The organism is Microbacterium sp. SA156 (assembly GCF_049065455.1).
GTDB lineage: Bacteria > Actinomycetota > Actinomycetes > Actinomycetales > Microbacteriaceae > Microbacterium > Microbacterium barkeri.
Genome location: NZ_JBAKGU010000009.1, coordinates 138,499 through 157,272, shown reverse-complemented (window position 1 = coordinate 157,272; position 18,774 = coordinate 138,499). Strand labels below are relative to the sequence as shown.

Annotated in this window: 18 protein-coding genes; 9 read left to right on the top strand and 9 right to left on the bottom strand. The window is 72.5% G+C overall.

The window, feature by feature from the left end:
• The 5 genes from ACOWU6_RS10545 to ACOWU6_RS10525 all read right to left on the bottom strand — a co-directional run.
• A partial coding sequence (locus ACOWU6_RS10545) for a translation initiation factor IF-2 N-terminal domain-containing protein (RefSeq protein WP_421075648.1) occupies window positions 1-311 on the bottom strand: 311 nt, incomplete at its 3' end.
• Window positions 312-371: 60 nt separating this feature from the next.
• Complete coding sequence (locus tag ACOWU6_RS10540) at window positions 372-644, bottom strand: YlxR family protein (protein ID WP_271172200.1); 273 nt, start codon at window positions 642-644, stop codon at window positions 372-374.
• Window positions 645-708: 64 nt separating this feature from the next.
• Window positions 709-1,698 (bottom strand): transcription termination factor NusA, encoded by a 990-nt coding sequence (gene nusA / locus ACOWU6_RS10535; RefSeq protein ID WP_271172201.1) that lies wholly within the window; start codon window positions 1,696-1,698, stop codon window positions 709-711.
• Window positions 1,699-1,804: 106 nt separating this feature from the next.
• Window positions 1,805-3,280, bottom strand: a complete 1,476-nt coding sequence (locus tag ACOWU6_RS10530; RefSeq protein WP_282978090.1) for an alanine/glycine:cation symporter family protein — start codon at window positions 3,278-3,280, stop codon at window positions 1,805-1,807.
• Between the two features lie 51 nt (window positions 3,281-3,331).
• Complete coding sequence (locus tag ACOWU6_RS10525; RefSeq protein WP_282978091.1) at window positions 3,332-5,086, bottom strand: proline--tRNA ligase; 1,755 nt, start codon at window positions 5,084-5,086, stop codon at window positions 3,332-3,334.
• Between the two features lie 132 nt (window positions 5,087-5,218).
• Between ACOWU6_RS10525 and ACOWU6_RS10520 the strand changes: the two genes are divergently transcribed.
• From ACOWU6_RS10520 to ACOWU6_RS10510, 3 genes are read left to right on the top strand one after another with little or no spacing between them, the layout of a single operon-like run.
• A complete protein-coding gene (locus ACOWU6_RS10520; protein WP_421075647.1) occupies window positions 5,219-5,677 on the top strand; it encodes a carboxymuconolactone decarboxylase family protein in 459 nt (152 codons plus the stop codon).
• Between the two features lie 5 nt (window positions 5,678-5,682).
• Entirely contained in the window at window positions 5,683-6,573 is an 891-nt protein-coding gene (locus ACOWU6_RS10515) for a sigma-70 family RNA polymerase sigma factor (RefSeq protein WP_421075646.1), read from the top strand.
• A gap of 30 nt (window positions 6,574-6,603) precedes the next feature.
• Complete coding sequence (locus ACOWU6_RS10510) at window positions 6,604-8,034, top strand: RNB domain-containing ribonuclease (RefSeq protein ID WP_421075645.1); 1,431 nt, start codon at window positions 6,604-6,606, stop codon at window positions 8,032-8,034.
• A 10-nt stretch (window positions 8,035-8,044) separates the two neighbouring features.
• On the opposite strand, the gene ACOWU6_RS10505 is transcribed toward ACOWU6_RS10510, so the two are convergent.
• A complete protein-coding gene (locus ACOWU6_RS10505) occupies window positions 8,045-8,632 on the bottom strand; it encodes a TetR/AcrR family transcriptional regulator (RefSeq protein ID WP_421075644.1) in 588 nt (195 codons plus the stop codon).
• 66 nt (window positions 8,633-8,698) lie between these two features.
• Here ACOWU6_RS10505 and ACOWU6_RS10500 point away from each other — a divergent pair, with 66 nt between their 5' ends.
• Window positions 8,699-9,310 (top strand): NAD(P)H-dependent oxidoreductase, encoded by a 612-nt coding sequence (locus ACOWU6_RS10500; RefSeq protein ID WP_421075643.1) that lies wholly within the window; start codon window positions 8,699-8,701, stop codon window positions 9,308-9,310.
• Window positions 9,311-9,368: 58 nt separating this feature from the next.
• Window positions 9,369-10,055: an alpha/beta fold hydrolase gene (locus ACOWU6_RS10495; RefSeq protein WP_421075642.1), complete on the top strand. Its 687-nt coding sequence runs from the start codon at window positions 9,369-9,371 to the stop codon at window positions 10,053-10,055.
• A 6-nt stretch (window positions 10,056-10,061) separates the two neighbouring features.
• Here ACOWU6_RS10495 and ACOWU6_RS10490 read toward each other — a convergent pair whose 3' ends face one another.
• Together ACOWU6_RS10490 and ispG are read right to left on the bottom strand one after the other, a co-directional pair.
• Window positions 10,062-10,817 carry a metallophosphoesterase family protein gene (locus tag ACOWU6_RS10490; protein ID WP_421075641.1) on the bottom strand — a complete coding sequence of 252 codons (756 nt, stop codon included), beginning with the start codon at window positions 10,815-10,817 and terminating at the stop codon, window positions 10,062-10,064.
• A 22-nt stretch (window positions 10,818-10,839) separates the two neighbouring features.
• Window positions 10,840-11,991 carry a flavodoxin-dependent (E)-4-hydroxy-3-methylbut-2-enyl-diphosphate synthase gene (gene ispG / locus ACOWU6_RS10485; protein ID WP_271172211.1) on the bottom strand — a complete coding sequence of 384 codons (1,152 nt, stop codon included), beginning with the start codon at window positions 11,989-11,991 and terminating at the stop codon, window positions 10,840-10,842.
• A 243-nt stretch (window positions 11,992-12,234) separates the two neighbouring features.
• Here ispG and ACOWU6_RS10480 point away from each other — a divergent pair, with 243 nt between their 5' ends.
• Window positions 12,235-14,169, top strand: coding sequence for a chorismate-binding protein (locus ACOWU6_RS10480; protein WP_421075640.1), 1,935 nt, complete (start codon window positions 12,235-12,237; stop codon window positions 14,167-14,169).
• A 17-nt stretch (window positions 14,170-14,186) separates the two neighbouring features.
• Here ACOWU6_RS10480 and ACOWU6_RS10475 read toward each other — a convergent pair whose 3' ends face one another.
• Window positions 14,187-15,521, bottom strand: a complete 1,335-nt coding sequence (locus ACOWU6_RS10475) for a M50 family metallopeptidase (RefSeq protein WP_421075639.1) — start codon at window positions 15,519-15,521, stop codon at window positions 14,187-14,189.
• Window positions 15,522-15,598: 77 nt separating this feature from the next.
• On the opposite strand from ACOWU6_RS10475, the gene ACOWU6_RS10470 reads away from it, so the two are divergent.
• From ACOWU6_RS10470 to ACOWU6_RS10460, 3 genes are all read left to right on the top strand, one after another.
• Entirely contained in the window at window positions 15,599-16,201 is a 603-nt protein-coding gene (locus ACOWU6_RS10470; protein WP_421075638.1) for a hypothetical protein, read from the top strand.
• A 153-nt stretch (window positions 16,202-16,354) separates the two neighbouring features.
• The gene (locus tag ACOWU6_RS10465; RefSeq protein WP_421075637.1) at window positions 16,355-17,050 is read left to right on the top strand and encodes a YcnI family protein; all 696 of its coding nucleotides are present in this window, start codon (window positions 16,355-16,357) and stop codon (window positions 17,048-17,050) included.
• 74 nt (window positions 17,051-17,124) lie between these two features.
• Entirely contained in the window at window positions 17,125-18,735 is a 1,611-nt protein-coding gene (locus ACOWU6_RS10460; RefSeq protein WP_421075636.1) for a Mur ligase family protein, read from the top strand.
• Window positions 18,736-18,774 lie beyond the last annotated feature (39 nt).

Below are 18,774 nucleotides of genomic sequence, written 5' to 3'. Positions count from 1 at the left end.
CGGGCCGAGGAATCCGCGCGACACAGCTTGGAGCGTGCGGCCCAGCGCGTCGCGGTCCGCCCCGTCGACGAGCCGGTAGTCGAGGCCGGCGGCGGCGAGGTGCGGGCCGCGGGCTTCGCGTCGGCGGGGGCGTCCGCGGGCTTCGCGGCGGCCTCCGACTCGAGCGCGGCGCGCAGCTTGCGCGCGACGGGCGGTTCGACCGTCGACGACGGGCTCTTCACGAACTCGCCGAGCTCCTTGAGCTTCGCGAGCGCGACCTTGCTGTCGACGCCCAGCTCCGCGGCGATCTCATGTACGCGTGGTTTTGCCACAATTCTCCTGTCTGGGGCGGCCTGCCCCGGACAGGGCAGACCTCTAAAGGCGGACGGGTCTCATTTCGAGCCGTTCACTTGATTTCCATAGCTGCTCAGCCATTTCTCGAAGGTCTGCGTGTCGAGCGGGCCCGGCACGCGCAGTGCTCGTACGAAGGCGCGGCGTGTGAGTGCGGTTCCGATGCACTCGGGCGTCGGATGGACCCACGCCCCCCGGCCCGGCATGACAGCGCGCTCATCGGGGACGAGCTCGGAATCGATGACGACCACCCTGAGAAGGGCGGCTCGGGGAGCGCGCATGCGACAGGCGACGCACGTCCGTACGGGTTCCATCCTACACCTCGGCATCGCGGATGGCCGTCGCGCGTGTCGCGACGGCCCTTTCGATCGGGCCGGCTCAGCCCTGCTCGAGGATGCTGTCGGGCTGGATGTCGATCTTGGCGCCCGTGAGCTTGGCGGCGAGACGGGCGTTCTGCCCCTCCTTGCCGATCGCGAGCGACAGCTGGTAGTCGGGCACGAGCGCGCGAACGGCCTTCGTCGTCGCGTCGAGCACGAAGCTGCTCGTCACCTTGGCGGGAGACAGCGCGTTCGCGACGAACTTCGGGAGGTCGTCATCGTGGTCGACGATGTCGATCTTCTCCCCGCTGAGCTCCTCCGTCACGGCGCGGACGCGGCGGCCCAGCTCGCCGATGCAGGCGCCCTTCGCGTTGATCGACGGGTCGTTCGCGCGCACGGCGATCTTCGTGCGGTGCCCCGCCTCGCGGGCGAGCGAGGTGATCTCGACGAGCCCGTTCGCGATCTCGGGGACCTCGAGCGCGAAGAGCTTGCGGACGAGACCGGGGTGCGTGCGCGACACGGTGATCTGCGGGCCCTTGAGGCCCTTCGCGACGCTCGTGACGTAGACGCGCAGGCGGGATCCGTGCGAGTACTCCTCGCCGGGCACCTGCTCCTCGGGCGGCAGGATGGCCTCGACCGTGCCGAGGTCGACGTGGATCATGCGCGGGTTGGGCCCCTGCTGCACGACGCCAGCGACGATGTCGCCCTCCTTGCCGCGGAACTCGCCGAGCACGGCGTCGTCGGCCAGGTCGCGCAGGCGCTGGCTGATGACCTGCTTGGCCGCGTAGGCGGCGATGCGGCCGAAGTCCTCGGGAGTCGTCTCCTCCTCGCCGATGACCGCGCCCTCCTCATCCCGCACGGGGACGAGGATCGCGACGTGGCCGGTCTTGCGGTCGAGGTGCGCGCGTGCGCCCTCGGGGATCTCGCCGCTCTGGGAGACGTGCTTGCCGTATGCCGTGAGGACGGCCTGCTCGATGATCCGAACGAGTTCGTCGAACGGGATCTCCTTCTCGCGCTCGACCGTTCGCAGCAATCCGAGATCGATATCCACAGCGTCCTCCGTATTCAGCTCTCATCGGCACACGTCTCGCCGACATCTCCGCAACGATACCGGATCGAGCCGCGCCCACGCTGGGAGCGGGCCGCGGGCGCGGGCCTCAGCGCCTGCGGCCGACCACCCGGATCGGGCCGGTCACGCTCTCCGCGTTCTCCCAGCACTCGATGCCCTGCACGTCGGGCATGAGGTCGCGCGTGAACACCGGATCGGCACCTGCTCGGCGCTGCTGCGAGTAGTCCTTGAGCAGTCGGAAGACGAGACCCGACAGCAGCGCGACCGCGACGAGGTTGATCACGGCCATGACGCCCATGATCGCGTCCGCGAGCGTCCAGACGAAGCTCGCGGCGGCGACCGACCCCGCGAGCACCGCGAGCACGACGAGCGCCCGGAACGTCGTGAGCACCGCGGGCTTCGTCGAGATGAACTCCATGCTCGCCTCGCCGTAGTAGTAGTTCCCGATGATCGAGCTGAACGCGAGCATGAACACGACGACCGCCAGGGCGATCGTGGCCCAGCCCCCGAGCGACGAGGTCAGCGCGTGCTCGGTGAGCTCGATGCCGGACATCCCGCCCTTCTCGATCGGGACCGCGACGAGGACCGTGAACGCGGTGATCGAGCACACGATCATGGTGTCGAAGTAGACGCCGAGCGACTGCACGAAGCCCTGCTTCGCGGGGTGCGTGACGGCGGCGGCGGCGCCCGCGTTGGGCGCCGAGCCGAGGCCGGCCTCGTTCGAGAACATGCCGCGCTTGACGCCCGTGAGGATGATCTGGCCCAGCGTCGCGCCGAGGATCTGGTTGACCCCGAACGCCTGCGTGAAGATCGACGCGAACGCCGCCGGGAGCTGGTCGATGTGCACGATGACGACCGCGAGGCCCAGGAGCAGGTAGGCGAGCGCCATGACGGGGACGAGCCCCTGCGTCACGCTCGCGATCCGGCGCACGCCGCCGAACACGATGACGCCCGTCAGCGCCGCCGTGAGGATCCCGACGACCCAGAGCAGCCAGGTGCCCTCGGCCCCGGAGAGCTGCGTGATGGCGGACGACATCGTGAGCGCGATCGTGTTCGCCTGCAGAGCCGAGAAGGCGAACGGGAAGCAGAAGATGAGGATGACCGCGAACGCGACGCCCATCCAGCGGGCACGCAGTCCCTTTGCCATGTAGTACGCGGGGCCGCCGCGGAAGCCGTCCTTGTCGCGCACCTTGAACAGCTGGGCGAGCGTCGACTCGGCGAAGGCGGAGGCGGCGCCGATCGTCGCCATGAGCCACATCCAGAAGACCGCGCCGGGCCCGCCGACTGCGATCGCGGTCGCGACGCCCGCGATGTTCCCCGTGCCGACGCGCGAGGCCGCCGAGATGGTGAACGCCTGGAACGAGGACACCGACTGCGGGCGGCCGTCGTCGTCGAGCGGGGTCTTGTCCGCAAGGGTCCGGATCATCTCCGGCAGCATGCGGATCTGCACCGCGCCCGAGCGCACCGTGATGTACACGCCGAGGAGCGCCACGATCGGCAGCACGATCCAGGTCCAGAGAACTTCGTTGCCGAACCAGCCGATGAACGCTTCGAGGTCTTCCATGCGCGTCAGTATGTCGCCTCGGAGTGCCGCGGCCAAACGCCGCGCGGCGCGTCAGGCCGTCAGGCGCGCCACGGCGTCGGCGAACGGGACCACCTCGCGGTCGCCCGTCCGACGGTCCCACAGCTCGACCATCCCGTCGGCCGCACCGCGCCCGACGACGACGAGCTTCGGCACGCCGATGAGCTCGGCGTCGCCGAACTTGACCCCCGGCGACACCTTCGGACGGTCGTCGTAGAGCACGTCGAGGCGGGCCGACTCGAGGTCGGCGACGAGCCGCTCGGCGAGCGCGAACGCCTCGTCTCCCTTGCCCGTGGCCACGACGTGCACGTCGAACGGCGCGACCGACTCGGGCCAGATGAGGCCCCTGTCGTCGTGCGAGAGCTCGGCGATGATCGCGAGGATGCGCGTGACGCCGATGCCGTACGAGCCCATCGTGACGGTCACGAGCTTGCCGTTCTCGTCGAGCACCTTGAGGCCGAGCGCCTCCGCGTACTTCCGGCCGAGCTGGAAGACGTGGCCGATCTCCATGCCGCGCGCGAGCGTCACGGGGCCCGAGCCATCCGGAGCGGGGTCTCCGTCGCGCACGGTCGCCGCCTCGACGAAGCCGTCGGCCGTGAAGTCGCGCCCGGCGACGAGCCCGTGTACGTGGCGGTCGGCCTGGTTCGCGCCCGTGATCCAGCGCGTGCCGTCGACGACGCGGGGGTCGAGGAGGTAGCGGATGCCCGTGGCCGACTCCTCGCCGAGGATGGGCCCGGTCGCGCTCCAGGGCCCGATGAACCCGCGGACGAGGAGCGGGTTCGCCTCGAAGTCGGCGTCCGTCGCTGGCTCGACCTCGGCGGGCGCGAAGGCGACCTCGACGCGCTTGTCGTCGATGTCGCGGTCGCCGGGGATGCCCACGACGACGAGCTCGCGCGTGCCGTCCAGATGGGTGAGCGCGAGCACGACGTTCTTGAGCGTGTCGGCCGCGGTCCACTCCCCCTCGAGCACGTCGTTCGCGTGCGCGACGAGGGTCTGGATGGTCGTGGTGCCGGGCGAGTCGAAGACGACGGGCTCGGGGAGGCCGTCGAACGGGACGGGCTCGGGCGCCGTCGTCGTGTACGCCTCGACGTTGGCCGCGTAGCCGCCCTCGCTGCGAACGAACGTGTCCTCGCCGACGGGCGTCGGGTGGAGGAACTCCTCGGAGCGCGACCCGCCCATCGCCCCGGCGTCGGCCTGCACAATCGCGTACTCGAGTCCGAGGCGCTGGAAGATGCGCTCGTACGCGTCGCGCTGCGCCTGGTACGAGCGGTCGAGGCCCTCGTCGGTGTGGTCGAACGAGTACGCGTCCTTCATCGTGAACTCGCGTCCGCGCAGGAGGCCGGCGCGCGGCCGAGCCTCGTCGCGGTACTTGTCCTGGATCTGGTAGATCGTGAGCGGAAGGTCCTTGTACGACGAGTAGAGGTCCTTGACGAGGAGCGTGAACGCCTCCTCGTGCGTCGGCGCGAGGAGGTAGTCGCCGCCCTTGCGGTCCTGCAGACGGAAGAGGAGGTCGCCGTACTCGTCCCAGCGGCCCGTGGCCTGATAGGGCTCACGCGGCATGAGCGCCGGGAAGTGCACCTCCTGCGCACCGGCCGCCGTCATCTCCTCGCGGATGATCTGCTCGATCCGCGCCTTCACCCGCAGGCCGAGCGGGAGCCACGCGAAGATGCCGGCCGCCTGACGGCGGATGTAACCGGCCCTGACGAGCAGGCGGTGGCTCGCGACCTCTGCCTCGGCAGGGTCTTCTCGGAGCGTGCGGACGAAGAGTTGCGACAGACGGGTGACCACGAGCGACAAGTCTAGGCCCGCGCCCTCGCCGCTCCGACACGCCGGCGGCGCCCCCGTCACACTTCGCGCACGCGCTCCGACGGTATGGATGGACGGCCATCCGCCGTCGACACCGACCGGAGGAGGACGCCCATGTCGCGCATCGCGATCGCGAAGACCAACAAGCTCGGCTATGCCGCGGTGATCGGCCTCGAGGGCTATGTGCGCTCGACCGTGGACGCCGAGCTCTACGAGCTCATCAAGCTGCGGGCATCCGTCCTGAACGGATGCGGATTCTGCGTGGACATGCACGCGACCGACGGAGCCCGGCGCGGGATCTCGCAGCGCAGGCTGCACGCGGTCGCCGCGTGGCGTCATGCGCGCTCCCTGTTCGACGAGCGCGAGACGGCGGTGCTCGCCCTCACCGACGCCGTCACCCGCCTCGGGCCCGACGGGGTCGACGACGTGGTCTGGGATGCCGCGGCGCGGCACTTCGACGACGGGCAGCTCGGTGCCATCGTGCTGGCGATCGCGACGATCAACGTCTGGAACCGGATCGCGATCGCGACCGAGATGGAGCCGCCGGTGGACGCCGCCCACCCCGTAGCCTGAGCATCGTGGAGGCCCTGTCGTCGCGCTCGGCGGCCGCTCTCGCCTGGCGCGAGGAGCGCGACCGCCTCGTCGGCATCGCCTATCGGATGCTCGGGGACTTCGGCCACGCGGAGGACGTGGTCTCCGAGGTGGCGCTCGAGGCCGTCCGCGCCGAGCGGCGCGCGCCCGTGCGGTCGTGGCCCGCATGGCTCACCACGACGTGCGTGCGGCGCTCGATCGACCGACTGCGGCAGCTCGCGGCGGAGCGGGAGGAGTACCCCGGCCCGTGGCTCCCCGAGCCGGTCGCGGTCGACCGGCTTCCCGAGGACGTCGTCGCCGATCGCGAGATGCTCTCGCTCACGGTGCTGCACCTCGCCGAGCAGCTCTCGCCCGAGGCGCGCGCGGCCGTCGTGCTCCACCGGGCGTTCGGGATGAGCGCGGTCGAGATCGGACGCGTGCTCGAGCGCTCGCCGGCGGCCGTGCGTCAGCTCATCTCCCGCGGCGAGCGCCGGCTCCAGCTCGACGGAGATCGCGCCGCGTCACCACCCCCTCCCTCGCGTGAGGCGCTCGCCCGCGTCGTCGAGGCCATCGAGGGCGGCGACATCGCGGCCGTGGTGGCATCGCTCGCCGACGACGCCATCCTGTGGGCGGACGGCGGAGGACGCGTCCGCAGCGCTCTCAACCCCGTCTTCGGCCCGCGTCGCATCGCCCGCTTCCTCGCGGGCATCCTCGGCAAGGCGATCGCGGCGGGCGTGCGGCCCCGCGTCGCGCACACGGAGGTCAACGGGGAGCCCGGGCTGTCGCTCGCGATCGGGGCGGAGGTCGACGTCATCGCGTTCGAGTTCGACGCGAGCGGCGCCATCCGCGGCATCCGCCGGGTGTCGAACCCCGAGAAGCTGACGCGCGTGCTCGCCTGACTCCCGCGGGCGCACCCCTAGGCTGACGGCATGCCGGCACGTCACACCCGCCTGTCGCCGTCCGCCGTCCAGAGCGCGCTCGGAGAGGCGCTCGCCGAGCTGCGGCGATCGCTCGAGCTGCCCGATTCGTTCCCGCCCGAGGTCGTCGCCGAGGCGGAGGAGGTCGCCACGAGCGATGCCGCCGTCGACGGCTCGGACGCCGAGCGCGCGGATCTGCGCGACCTCGTGTTCCTGACCATCGATCCCGAGGGATCGCGCGATCTCGATCAGGCGATGCACATCGCCCGCGCGGGTGACGGCTTCGTCGTCCACTACGCGATCGCCGACCTCGCGGCGTTCGTGCGCCCCGGCGGGGCGATCGACGCGGAGGCACGGCGCCGCGGGCAGACCCTCTACGCGCCCGACGGCTCCATCCCGCTCCATCCCGAGGCGCTGTCGCACGGGGCCGCGTCGCTCCTGCCCGACGAGGACCGCCGCGCCTATGTGTGGCGCTTCGCGCTCGATGCCGAGGGAGCGCACGGCGCCGAGGACGTGACGCTCGAGCGCGCGTGGGTGCGATCACGGCGCCAGTGGACGTACGAGGAGGCCCAGCGGGCGATCGACGACGGCTCGGCTCCGGAGACGCTCCGGCTTCTTGCAGAGGTCGGCCCCCTGCGGATCGCGCAGGAGGCCGCGCGCGGCGGAGCGAGCCTCAACGCACCCGAAGAGGAGATCGTGGACGGGCCGGACGGCTACACGCTGCGGATGCGCAGACCCCTTCCCGTCGAGGACTGGAACGCGCAGATCTCCCTCATGACGGGGATGGCCGCGGCCGCGATCATGCAGCGGGAGGGCCGCGGCATCCTGCGGACCATGCCGCCGGCCGACGAGGAGTCGCTCGCGGAGTTCCGGCGGCGCGTCGCGCTCCTCGGTCGCCCCTGGGACGACGCCGCCGTGGACTACGGCGAGTACCTGCGCCGGCTCGACCCGGCCGACCCCGCGACGCCCGCGGTCCTGCAGGCCGCGAGCGCGCTCTTCCGCGGTGCGGACTACGCGGCGTTCACGTCTCCCGACGAGCTCCCGGCGGATGCCGGCCAGGCCGCGATCGGCGCGCCCTACGCGCATGCCACCGCTCCCCTGCGGCGGCTCGTCGACCGCTTCGTGCTGCTGGCCTGCACGGGGCGTGCCGATGTCGACACCCTGCCGCTGCTGCCCGACATCATGCGCCGGTCGTCGGCCCTCGCGTCTCGTCTCGAGTCCGGCGCCGTCGACCGCGTCGAGGCGGCCGTCCTGCACGCGCGCATCGGCGACATCCTGGACGCGGTTGTCCTCGCCGAGACGAAAGGCGGCCGCCGCGTGCAGATCGCCGACCCGTTCGTGACGGCGACGGTGCAGGAGGCGGTCGAGCCGGGCACGCGCATCCGCGTGCGCGTCGAGTCGACCGACATCGCGACGGGAGCGGTCGTCCTCTCCGTCGCGTGACGCCTCGCACTCAGGCGGACGCGCTCGCGAGGGCGATGACGCCGTCGATGCCCGCGTCGACCTGCCCCGCGTCGATGTGCCCCGCGACGACGAGCGTCGCGAGCCCGTGCGCGAGGCCCCACACACCGGCGACCGCGGCCTCCCGCGTCGGAGCGTCGAGCTCGGGCGCGGCCTGTGCGACGACCTCGGCGATCAGCTCCTCGTTCGCGCGGATGAGCGGTGCCATCGCCTCCGACGGATGGCCGGGCACGCACACCTCGGGGTCGAAGACGATGCCGAAGCCGTGCGGATGCTCCCGCGCGTACCCGACGTAGGCCGACGCGATCGCGCGGAGCCGTGCGCGCGGATCGCGCTCCCCCTCCGCCGCGCGGCGCTGCGCGTCGAGGAGAGCGTCCATGTGCCGCTCGGAGAGGCGCTTGAGGAGCGCGAGGCGGTCGGCGAAGTGGTGATACGGCGCGTTGTGGCTCACACCCGCCCGGCGTGCGACCTCACGGAGGCTCAGCGCCGCCGCACCGCGCTCCGCCAGGAGCGCTTCCGCCGCCTCGAGCAGCGCGGGACCGAGGTCGCCATGGTGGTACCTACTGACGGATGTTGACACGCGCAAGATCCTAGCTATCCTGACAGTGTCCACATTCTGGACAGTGCCCACATCTCAGGAGGAGCCGTGCCCGCTCTCGTCATCGACGGCCATCCGTCGCCCGATTCCCTCGTGTCCGCCCTGGCCCGCCGCTACGCGGAGGCGCACGGCGACGCGGTCGTGCTCGCGGTGCGCGATCTCGACTTCGATCCCGTGCTGCGCGCCGGCTATCGGGCCGAGCAGCCGCTCGAGCCCGACCTCGAGCGCGCCCTCGAGGCGATCTTCGCCGCCGACCACGTCGTCGTCGCGACCCCGGTCTGGTGGGCATCGACGCCCGCACTCCTCAAGGGCTTCCTGGATCGCGTGCTCCTGCCCCGGGTCGCGTACCGATATCGGGCGAACGGGTTCCCCGAGGGGCTCCTCCGCGGGCGCACGGGCCGGGTCATCATGACGAGCGACTCACCGCGATGGTTCCTGTGGGCGACGGGCGACCCCGCGATGCGCCAGCTGCGCGCCCAGACCCTGCGCTTCTGCGGCATCCGCCGGGTGCACGCCTCTCGCTTCACCGACGTGCGCCATGCGGACACGGCGCGGACGAGCGGATGGCTCGAGCGCGTCGCCGAGGACGCGCGGCGCGACGCCGCGCGCGTAGCGCGAGAGGCGCCCGGCGCCCTGATCGCCCGCCCCGTATCCGCCTGAAGCAGAACGCGGCGCCGCCCCTTCCGTCATGTCGGAGGCCGCCGCTAGCGTCGAGGGCATGGACGTCCTCCTCATTCCCGGTCTCTGGCTCGACGCACGGTCCTGGGGGCCGATCGTCGACGCGCTCACGGCCGCCGGCCATCGCCCTCGCCCCCTCACCATGCCCGGCGTCGGGGACCCCGATCCCGGCGACATCGGCCTCGCCGACTGGATCGACGCGGTCGTCGCGGAGATCGACGCCGCCGCCGAGCGGGTCGTCCTCGTGGGCCACTCGGGCGGCGGCAACGTGGCCTGGGGCGCGGTCGATGCGCGGCCCGATCGCGTGGCACGCGCGGTCTTCGTGGACACGGTGCCGCCCGCGCCCGGCTTCGGCATCTCGGAGTTCCCCGTCGAGGGCGGCGTCGTGCCGTTCCCGGGGTGGGACTTCTTCGACGCGCCCGAGACGGCCGACCTCGACGCGGAGACGCGCGAGCGGACGGCCGCGCTCACCGGAAGCGTGCCGGCCCGGGTCCCGACCGACGAGATCGCGCTCTCGGATCCGCGACGGCACGACGTGCCGGTCACGCTCCTGATGGGGTCGATGGACGAGGACGCCCTCCGCGCCGAGCTCGCGCAGTGGGGGCCGTTCGCGGACGAGTTCGGCGCCATCGCCGACGTCGAGGTCGTGCGCATCGGCTCGGGGCACTGGCCGCAGTTCACGCAGCCGGAGCGGCTCGCCGAGCTCGTCGTCGCCGCCGTGCGCTGAGGCCGCTCAGGCGGTCTGGCGACCGCGGTAGACGGCGGTGCGCAGCTCGATCTCCCACACGTCCGCCGTGGGCATCGCGCGCTCCCGGGCGACCGCGATCTCGGCTTCGACGTCGTACGGCACGCGCACGAACTGGACGCCGAAGGGGGCGCCGCGCTCCCCGTCGAGCTCGCCCTCGAGGATGACGTACGACGGCGTGGGCTCGTCGAGCGGGTTGCCCACGCTGCCGACGTTGAAGAGCGTGCGCCCGTCGGCCGACTCGATGTACGCGTCGTGAATGTCGCCGTAGCCGACGACGTCGGGAGCCGCGCCCGGTCCGGTCATCTCGGTGGCGCGGAACATCCCGTCGAACTGCTCGGCCGTGTGGTGGAAGTGCACGCGCACGTGCGGGCTCTCCGCCGACGCGTGGAAGAGGCGGATGCGGCGCCCGCTCAGCGCGAGATCGTGGCAGAGCGGCAGCGTGCGCAGCCAGAGGCGCTGCGCGGCCGTGAGCTCGTCGCGCCACCAGACCATCTCGGCGGGGCCCTCGTCCGGAATGGTGTCGAGGAAGTCGTCCCAGTTGCCCCGCACGTTGACCGCGCAGGCCTCCTGCACGCGCGCCACGGCGGCGCTTCCGCGCGGGCCCTTGCCCGCCGTGTCGCCGAGGTTGACGATATGCATGATGCCGCGCGCGGCGATGTCGGCGAGCACGGCCTCGAGCGCCGTGAGATTGCCGTGGACGTCGGAGATCAGGGCGATGCGGTCGAGGGGCACGGACGCCATCCTGGCACGGCGCCGCGCGGCGCTACGCCGTGACGACCTGCGCGGTGCCGAGCGGGGCGTCCGGGCCCATCGCGTCGGCGATGCGGTTCGCCTCCTCGATGAGCGTCTGCACGATCTCGGCCTCCGGCACGGTCTTGATGACCTCGCCCTTGACGAAGATCTGGCCCTTGCCGTTGCCCGATGCGACGCCGAGGTCGGCCTCGCGCGCCTCGCCGGGCCCGTTCACGACACACCCCATGACCGCCACGCGCAGCGGCACCGTCATGTCCTTGAGCCCCTCGGTGACGCTGTCGGCGAGCGAGTAGACGTCGACCTGGGCGCGTCCGCACGATGGGCAGGACACGATCTCGAGCTTGCGCTCGCGCAGGTTGAGCGACTGCAGGATCTGGTGGCCGACCTTGACCTCCTCGGCGGGCGGCGCCGAGAGCGAGACGCGGATGGTGTCGCCGATGCCCTCCGCGAGGAGGATGCCGAACGCCGTGGCCGACTTGATCGTGCCCTGGAAGGCGGGGCCCGCCTCGGTCACACCGAGGTGCAGCGGCCAGTCGCCGCGCTCGGCGAGCAGTCGGTACGCCTTCACCATGACGATCGGGTCGTTGTGCTTGACCGAGATCTTGAAGTCGTGGAAGTCGTGCTCCTCGAACAGGCTCGCCTCCCACACCGCCGACTCGACGAGGGCCTCGGGCGTCGCCTTGCCGTACTTCTCGAGCAGGCGGCGGTCGAGCGAGCCCGCGTTCACGCCGATGCGGAGCGAGACGCCGGCGGCCTGCGCGGCCTTCGCGATCGCGCCGACCTGGTCGTCGAACTTGCGGATGTTGCCGGGGTTCACGCGGACAGCCGCGCACCCGGCGTCGATCGCCTGGAACACGTACTTCGGCTGGAAGTGGATGTCCGCGATGACCGGGATCTGGCTCTTCTTCGCGATGATGTGGAGGACATCCGCATCGTCCTGGCTCGGCACCGCGACGCGGACGATCTCGCAGCCCGACGCCGTGAGCTCGGCGATCTGCTGCAGCGTCGCGTTGATGTCGGTGGTCGGCGTCGTCGTCATGGACTGCACGCTGACGGGGGCGTCGCCGCCGACGAGGACCTTCCCGACCCGGATCTGACGCGACTTGCGGCGCGGGGCGAGGGTCTCGGGCACGCGGGGCATACCGATGTTCACTGCAGGCACGGGTCCAGGTTACGCCGCACGGGTGGAAGCGGGCTGGATGGCGGGCGAGCGGAGCGGCGGGAGCGTCGCACCGCGGGCAGGCTCCGCGCGCCTGTGGTAGTTTCAGGCGCATGTTCGCGAACCGCACCTGGTGGCCCGCCCGATAGGCGGTGCTTCGCGAACCTCGAATTCGACCGCCCAGTTCAACCGGATGGGGCGGTCTTTTCTGTCTGAGGGCAGCCTCGCCCAGGAGGAGTTTCACGCATGACCGGGACCGCTGCCCCCGCCACGGCCGACCTCATCGCCCGCCTCGCCGCCGACCCCGGCGCCTCGTTCGCGCTCATCGTCCGCGAGGGCGGCGACGCGGTCGAGGTGCTCGAGGGCGAGGTCGTCGACGTCGAGCTGCTCGCGGACATCCCGCTGACCGGGCCCGACGGCACCCCGCGCGAGGTGCTCGCGCTCGTGCCGTTCCGCCAGGTGCGCGAGCGCGGCTTCGAGGCGCACGACGACGACGCGCCGCTGCGCTGCCTCACCGTCGACGCCCACTCGGCCATCCCGCTCGACGCCGCCGTCGCCGCGCTGCCGGCCGAGCACATCCCGCTCGCGTCCGCGGGCTTCGACCTCGACGACGCGGAGTACGCGGCGATCGTCCGCCGTGTCATCTCCGAGGAGATCGGGCGCGGAGAAGGCGCCAACTTCGTCATCCGCCGCGACTACGTGGCCGGCGTCGACGCCGACCCGCGCGTGGCCGCGCTGACCTGGTTCCGCGCGCTGCTCGAGCACGAGCGCGGCGCGTACTGGACCTTCGCGATCATCACGCCCGGGCACGTGGCCGTCGGGGCGAGCCCCGAGGCGCACGTCAGCGCGCGCGACGGGGTGGTCACGATGAACCCGATCTCGGGCACCTTCCGCCATCCGGCCGGCGGCGCGACGGTCGAGACGCTGACGGAGTTCCTCTCGTCGACGAAGGAGACCGAGGAGCTCTTCATGGTCGTCGACGAGGAGCTCAAGATGATGAGCGCCGTCTGCAGCGACGGCGGCCGGATCACGGGCCCGCATCTCAAGGAGATGTCGCGCCTCACGCACACGGAGTACGTGCTGCGCGGGCGCTCGCGCCTGGACCCGCGCGAGATCCTCCGGGAGACGATGTTCGCCCCGACGGTCACGGGCTCCCCCATGCAGAACGCGTGCGCGGTCATCCGCCGCCACGAGGCGTCGCCGCGCGGGTACTACTCGGGCGTCGCCGCGCTGTTCACGCCGAACGCCGAGGGCGGGCACGACCTCGACGCCCCGATCCTCATCCGCACCGCGTATCTCGAGGACGGGCGCCTCCGCGTGCCGGTCGGCGCGACCCTCGTGCGGCACTCGGATCCGTACGGGGAGGTCAGCGAGACGCACGGCAAGGCGGCCGGCGTGCTCGGCGCGATCGGCGCCATCCCGCGCGCGATCACGATCGTGCCCGACGACGACGAGCCGGCCCCCGCCCGTCGTCTCGCCGACGACCCCGACATCGCGACGCTCCTGGCCTCCCGCAACGCGCGCCTCGCGCCGTTCTGGATGCAGGAGCAGGAGCCGGGTGCCCGGCAGGCGCCGTTCACGGGCCGACGCGCGGTCGTCGTCGATGCCGAGGACCGCTTCACGACGATGCTCGCGCACCAGCTGCGCCACCTGGGCCTCGACGTGGAGATCGTGCACTGGAGCGAGGCCGAGCCCGCCCGCCTCGACGCGGCGGAGCTCGTGGTCTCGGGCCCCGGCCCCGGCGATCCGCGCGACGACGAGAGCCCGCGCGTCGCCCGCATGCGCGAGGTCGTCGTGCGCCGACTCGAGCAGCACCGCCCCCTCCTCGCCGTGTGCCTGAGCCACCAGATCCTCGCGGACCGCATCGGCGTCGGCCTCGGGACGCTCGCGAGCCCCCACCAGGGCCTCCAGCTCGATGTCGACCTCTTCGGCGAGCGCGCATCGATCGGCTTCTACAACACCTTCACGGCCCGCGTGACGCCCGGCGTCACGCGGCTCACGCCGAGCGAGACGCGGTGCGGCGCGGTCGGCGAGGTCGAGGTCGCGGCCGACCTGTCGACAGGCGACGTCTACGCCCTCCGCGGTGCGGGCTTCGCGTCGGTGCAGGGGCACCTCGAGTCCATCCTGTCGCGCGACGGCATGCGGACCCTCGAGCGCCTCGTCGCGCACGCGCTCGCCTGAGACCGCCTGGCGCGCGTTCAGCCGCCGAGCAGCTGCACGGGGTTGAAGATGTCGGCCGCGAACAGCAGCGCGCCCATGCCGATGAGGAGCACGACCACGACGAGCGTGAGGGGCACGAGGCGCGTGGCGTCGGTGGGCGCCGGCTCGGGGCGGCCGAGGAGCTTGGCGACCGCCCGGCGCGCGCCGTCCCACAGGGCGACGAGGATGTGGCCGCCGTCGAGCGGCAGCAGCGGCACGAGGTTGAAGACGAACAGCGCGACGTTGAGCGACGCCAGGAGGCTCGTCATCACGGCGACGCGGTCGAGGATCGGCGCGTCGGTCGCGGCCACCTCACCCGCGAGACGCCCCACGCCGACGACGCTCATCGGGCCGTCCGCGTCGCGCTCCCCGCCGGTGAAGAGGTCGTAGGCGGTGTCGTACAGCCGAGCGGGAAGGTCGACGACGATTCCCACGACCGCCGCGACGTTGTCTGCTGCCGCCTGCGGACCCGCCCAGATCGGCTCGCGCACGCGCTCGACCGACGAGCTGATGCCGGCGTAGCCGACGGTCTCGACCGACGTCGTGCCGTCGTCCGCGGTGACCTCGACCTCGTTCTCGACGGGCGTGAGCGTCAGCGGGACACGGGCGCCGTCGCGCTCCACGACGACGGGGATGGCCGTGCCGGGGTGCGCGCGGATGATCTCGGATGCCTCGGCGAACGTCTCCACGGGGGTTCCGTCGAGCTCGACGAGACGGTCGCCGGGGAGGATGCCGGCCGCGTGCGCCGGCGCCTCGGGATCGTCGGCCGCGCATTCTGTCGCTGTCGAACCGGGAGGAAGGACGCACTCGGACACGGCGGCGACCGTCGTCGTCGCCTGCTGCATGCCGATGCCGCTGAAGAGCACCGCGAACAGGACGACCGCGAGCACGAGGTTCATGATCGGGCCGCCGAGCATGATGACGACGCGCTTCCACACCGGCAGCCGATGGAAGGTGCGCGCGTCGTCGACGCCCTCGAGCGTCTCGGCGTTCGCCGCCTGCGCGTCCTGCACGAGCGTCGCGTAGATGCCGCGGCGACGGGCGGTGCGCGCGGAGACCGCGGCCGAGTCGGCCGCGGTCGTCGGCTCGTCCTTCGCCGGCGGGTACATGCCCGCCATCGAGATGTAGCCGCCGATCGGGAGCGCCTTGACGCCGTACTCGGTCTCGCCGCGGCGCGTCGACCACAGCGTCGGGCCCATGCCGATCATGTACTGCCCGACCCGCACGCCGAAGCGCTTGGCGGGCACGAGATGCCCGATCTCGTGCAGCGCGATCGAGACCGCGAGGCCGACCACCATGACCAGCACACCGATCACGAACGCGAGGACATCCACGCCGCCACGCTAGCGGCCACGCCTCGGAGTTCCCCGCACGGCGCGGGCGCCCGCGGCGAGCGCCTATCCTGGGGGGCGTGACCGACCGGCAGCTGCGCGCCCTCCGCGGGGCGTCTGCGTCGACGGTCGCGACCGTGCTCGCCGCCGTCTCGCACACGGTCGGCGGCGGAGCCGCTCCCGCTCCGCTCCTCGTCGTCGCGATGGCCGCGGTGCTCGCTCTGCCGGCCATCCTCGTCGTCGGCCCGCGTCCGCGTCTGTCCCGCGTGCTCGCCGCCGTCGTCACGACCCAGGCGGCGTTCCACCTCGCATTCCTCGCGCTCGGGTCGCCGGTCGCGACGCGCATCTCCGCGAGCGCGCACGCGGGGCATCTGCACGCCGAGGCGCACGCGCATCCGGCCCTCGTCGAGACGGCCGTCCTCGCGACGGCGGCCGATGCCCCCATGCTCGCGGCGCACGCGGTCGCCGCGCTCGTCACGACGGCGCTCCTCTGGCGCGGCGAGCAGCTCGTCCGCGCGATTGCCGCGTGGGCGATCGCGCGCCTCGTGCGCGCGGCCGCGCTCCCGCTCGCGCGCATCCGTCGTCGGCTTCCCCTGCGTGCAGACCGCCGCAGCGAGCGGGCGAGCCGGCGCTTCCACGACATCCGCCTGCAGCGCGGACCGCCTTCGGCTTCCTTCGCCTGACATCGCCCACCCCGGGCACCCGTCGCGCTCCGCGATCGCCGCGCGCGACGTCCGGCGCATCCGCGCCATCCGGCACCCCCGCGCGCCCTCCGGCCTGCCTCGCAGCCGGGCCGCGCTGCGCCGGAGCGAATCGAAGACCCCGAAGGAACAGCCATGACTCCCATCGCCCCTGCCCGTCGTCCCGCCATCCGCCGCCGCGGCATCCGCCTCGCCGCGTCCGGCGCGCTCGCCGCCGCCCTCGTGGCCGCACCGCTCGCGGCGCACGCGCACGTCACCGTGACGCCCGACGCTCCCGTCGCGGGCGGGTACGACGTGCTGACGTTCGCGTTCTCGCACGGATGCGACGACTCCCCCACGACCGCCCTCGTCATCACGCCGCCCGCCGACGGCATCGACTCGGTCGTCCCGACCGTCCAGGCCGGATGGTCGATCGACGTCGAGCGCGACGCGTCGACCGGCCTCGTGCAGTCGATCACGTACACGGCGGACGAGCCCGTGCCGAACGCGATGCGCGCCGCCGTGGAGCTCTCGGTCGCCTACGCCGCCGACGCTCCCGACACGCTCGCATTCCCCGTCGAGCAGCTGTGCGTCGACGGGTCGACCTCGTGGTCCGAGATCGCCGAGGACGGCGAGGACCCGCACGACCTCGAGGCTCCGGCGCCGGTCGTGACGCTCGCGCCGGCGGCGGAAGACGACGGCCACGCTGCGGACGACGCGACGACGGAGACGGACGCGGCCGAGGCCGACAGCGGCGCGGTGCCGATCGCGCTCGGTGCGGGCGGTCTCGCTGCCGGGATCGCCGCGCTCGTCGTGAGCGTCCTCGCGTATCGCCGCACCGCGCGTCGCTGAGACGATGCGAGGCGCCGACACCCCGTCGGCGCCTCGCATGCTCTCCTCGGATCGCGCGTGAGACGATGGAGAGGATGTCCGCGACACCGTCGAACCTGCCCCCCGTCCTGCGACCGGAGAACCCGCCGCGACGCTCCCTGACCGAGCTCGCCGAGCGCTTCGGCGGCGAGCTGCGCGGGGAGGCGACGGGCGTCGAGCTCACCGGCGTCACGCTCGCGACCGCAGACCTGCGCGCGGGCGAGGCGTTCGTCGCGATCCGCGGCGTCAACCGCCACGGTGCGGAGTTCGCGGCGGCCGCGGCCGAGAAGGGCGCCGTCGCGGTCGTGACGGACACGGAGGGCGCCGAGATCGCGGCGTCGGCCGGTCTGCCGATCGTCGTCGTCTCCGACCCGCGCGCCGTGCTCGGCGATCTGTCGGCGTGGGTCTACGGCACCGACCGCGACCTGCCGCTGCTCCTCGGGACGACCGGCACGAACGGCAAGACCTCGATCACGCACCTTCTCGACGGCATCCTCACCCAGATGGGCGTGGTGACGGGGCTCTCCTCGACCGCCGAGCGCCACATCGCGGGCGAGGTCATCGTGTCGCGTCTGACGACCCCCGAGGCGAGCGAGTTCCACGCGCTGCTCGCCCTCATGCGCGAGCGGGGCGTCGAGGCCGTCGCGGTCGAGGTCAGCGCGCAGGCGCTGACCCGCCATCGCGTCGACGGCCTGGTCTTCGACGTCGCGGCGTTCACGAATCTCACGCACGACCACCTCGACGACTACGCCGACATGCGCGAGTACTTCGAGGCGAAGGCGTCGTTCTTCACGCCCGAGCGCTCGCGCCGCGCGGTCATCTCCCTCGACTCGGCTCCCGGTGCGGAGTACGTCGCGCGCGCGACCGTGCCCGTGGTCACCGTCGCCACCCCGTCGATCGCGGCCGACCCCGATGCGGCCGCCCAGGCGGACTGGATCGTCACGATCGACGACGAGCGCCAGGAGGGCACGCGGTTCACGCTGACCGGACCGGATGGCCGCGCGCTCACGTCGGTCGTGCCGGTCATCGGCCCGCACATGGCGTCGAACGCCGGCACCGCCATCGTCATGCTGCTCGAGGCCGGCTTCGCGTGGGAGCGCATCGTCGAGGCGCTCGAGCGCGACGGCGGCATCCGCGCCTACCTGCCCGGGCGCACGCAGCTCGTCTCGGGACCGGAGGGCCCCGCGGTCTACGTCGACTTCGGCCACACGCCCGATGCGTTCGAGAAGACCCTCGCGGCCGTCCGCCGCGTGACTCCCGGCAAGGTGCTCATGCTCTTCGGCGCCGACGGAGACCGCGACAAGACGAAGCGCCGCGACATGGGCCGCACGGCGGTCGAGGGAAGCGACATCGTCGTCATCACTGACCACCACCCGCGTCACGAGGACCCCGCGGCCATCCGCGCGACCCTCCTCGAGGGCGCACGCGCGGCGAACCCGGACCACCCGATCTACGAGTTCTCGCCGCCCGAGACCGCGATCGTCGAGGCGGTCAAGCTCGTCGGACCGGGCGACGCGATCCTCTGGGCGGGCCCGGGTCACCAGGACTACCGCGACATCAAGGGCGTTCGCACGCCGTACTCAGCGCGCGAGCTCGCACGGCGCGCGCTGCGCGACGCCGGCTGGCCCGTGCCGGACCCGGCCTGGCCCGTCCCCTACGAGGACTGAGCCACACCCGAGCCCTGGCGCTTGCCCCCGAGCCCTAGC

Excerpts from the sequence above, each read along its gene's own strand:
- ACOWU6_RS10540 (WP_271172200.1), bottom strand. The coding sequence starts at position 644 with ATGGAACCCGTACGGACGTGCGTCGCCTGTCGCATGCGCGCTCCCCGA.
- ACOWU6_RS10530 (WP_282978090.1), bottom strand. The coding sequence starts at position 3,280 with ATGGAAGACCTCGAAGCGTTCATCGGCTGGTTCGGCAACGAAGTTCTC.
- ACOWU6_RS10520 (WP_421075647.1), top strand. The coding sequence starts at position 5,219 with ATGTCGCGCATCGCGATCGCGAAGACCAACAAGCTCGGCTATGCCGCG.
- ACOWU6_RS10510 (WP_421075645.1), top strand. The coding sequence starts at position 6,604 with ATGCCGGCACGTCACACCCGCCTGTCGCCGTCCGCCGTCCAGAGCGCG.
- ACOWU6_RS10495 (WP_421075642.1), top strand. The coding sequence starts at position 9,369 with ATGGACGTCCTCCTCATTCCCGGTCTCTGGCTCGACGCACGGTCCTGG.
- ACOWU6_RS10490 (WP_421075641.1), bottom strand. The coding sequence starts at position 10,817 with ATGGCGTCCGTGCCCCTCGACCGCATCGCCCTGATCTCCGACGTCCAC.
- ACOWU6_RS10480 (WP_421075640.1), top strand. The coding sequence starts at position 12,235 with ATGACCGGGACCGCTGCCCCCGCCACGGCCGACCTCATCGCCCGCCTC.
- ACOWU6_RS10465 (WP_421075637.1), top strand. The coding sequence starts at position 16,355 with ATGACTCCCATCGCCCCTGCCCGTCGTCCCGCCATCCGCCGCCGCGGC.
- ACOWU6_RS10460 (WP_421075636.1), top strand. The coding sequence starts at position 17,125 with ATGTCCGCGACACCGTCGAACCTGCCCCCCGTCCTGCGACCGGAGAAC.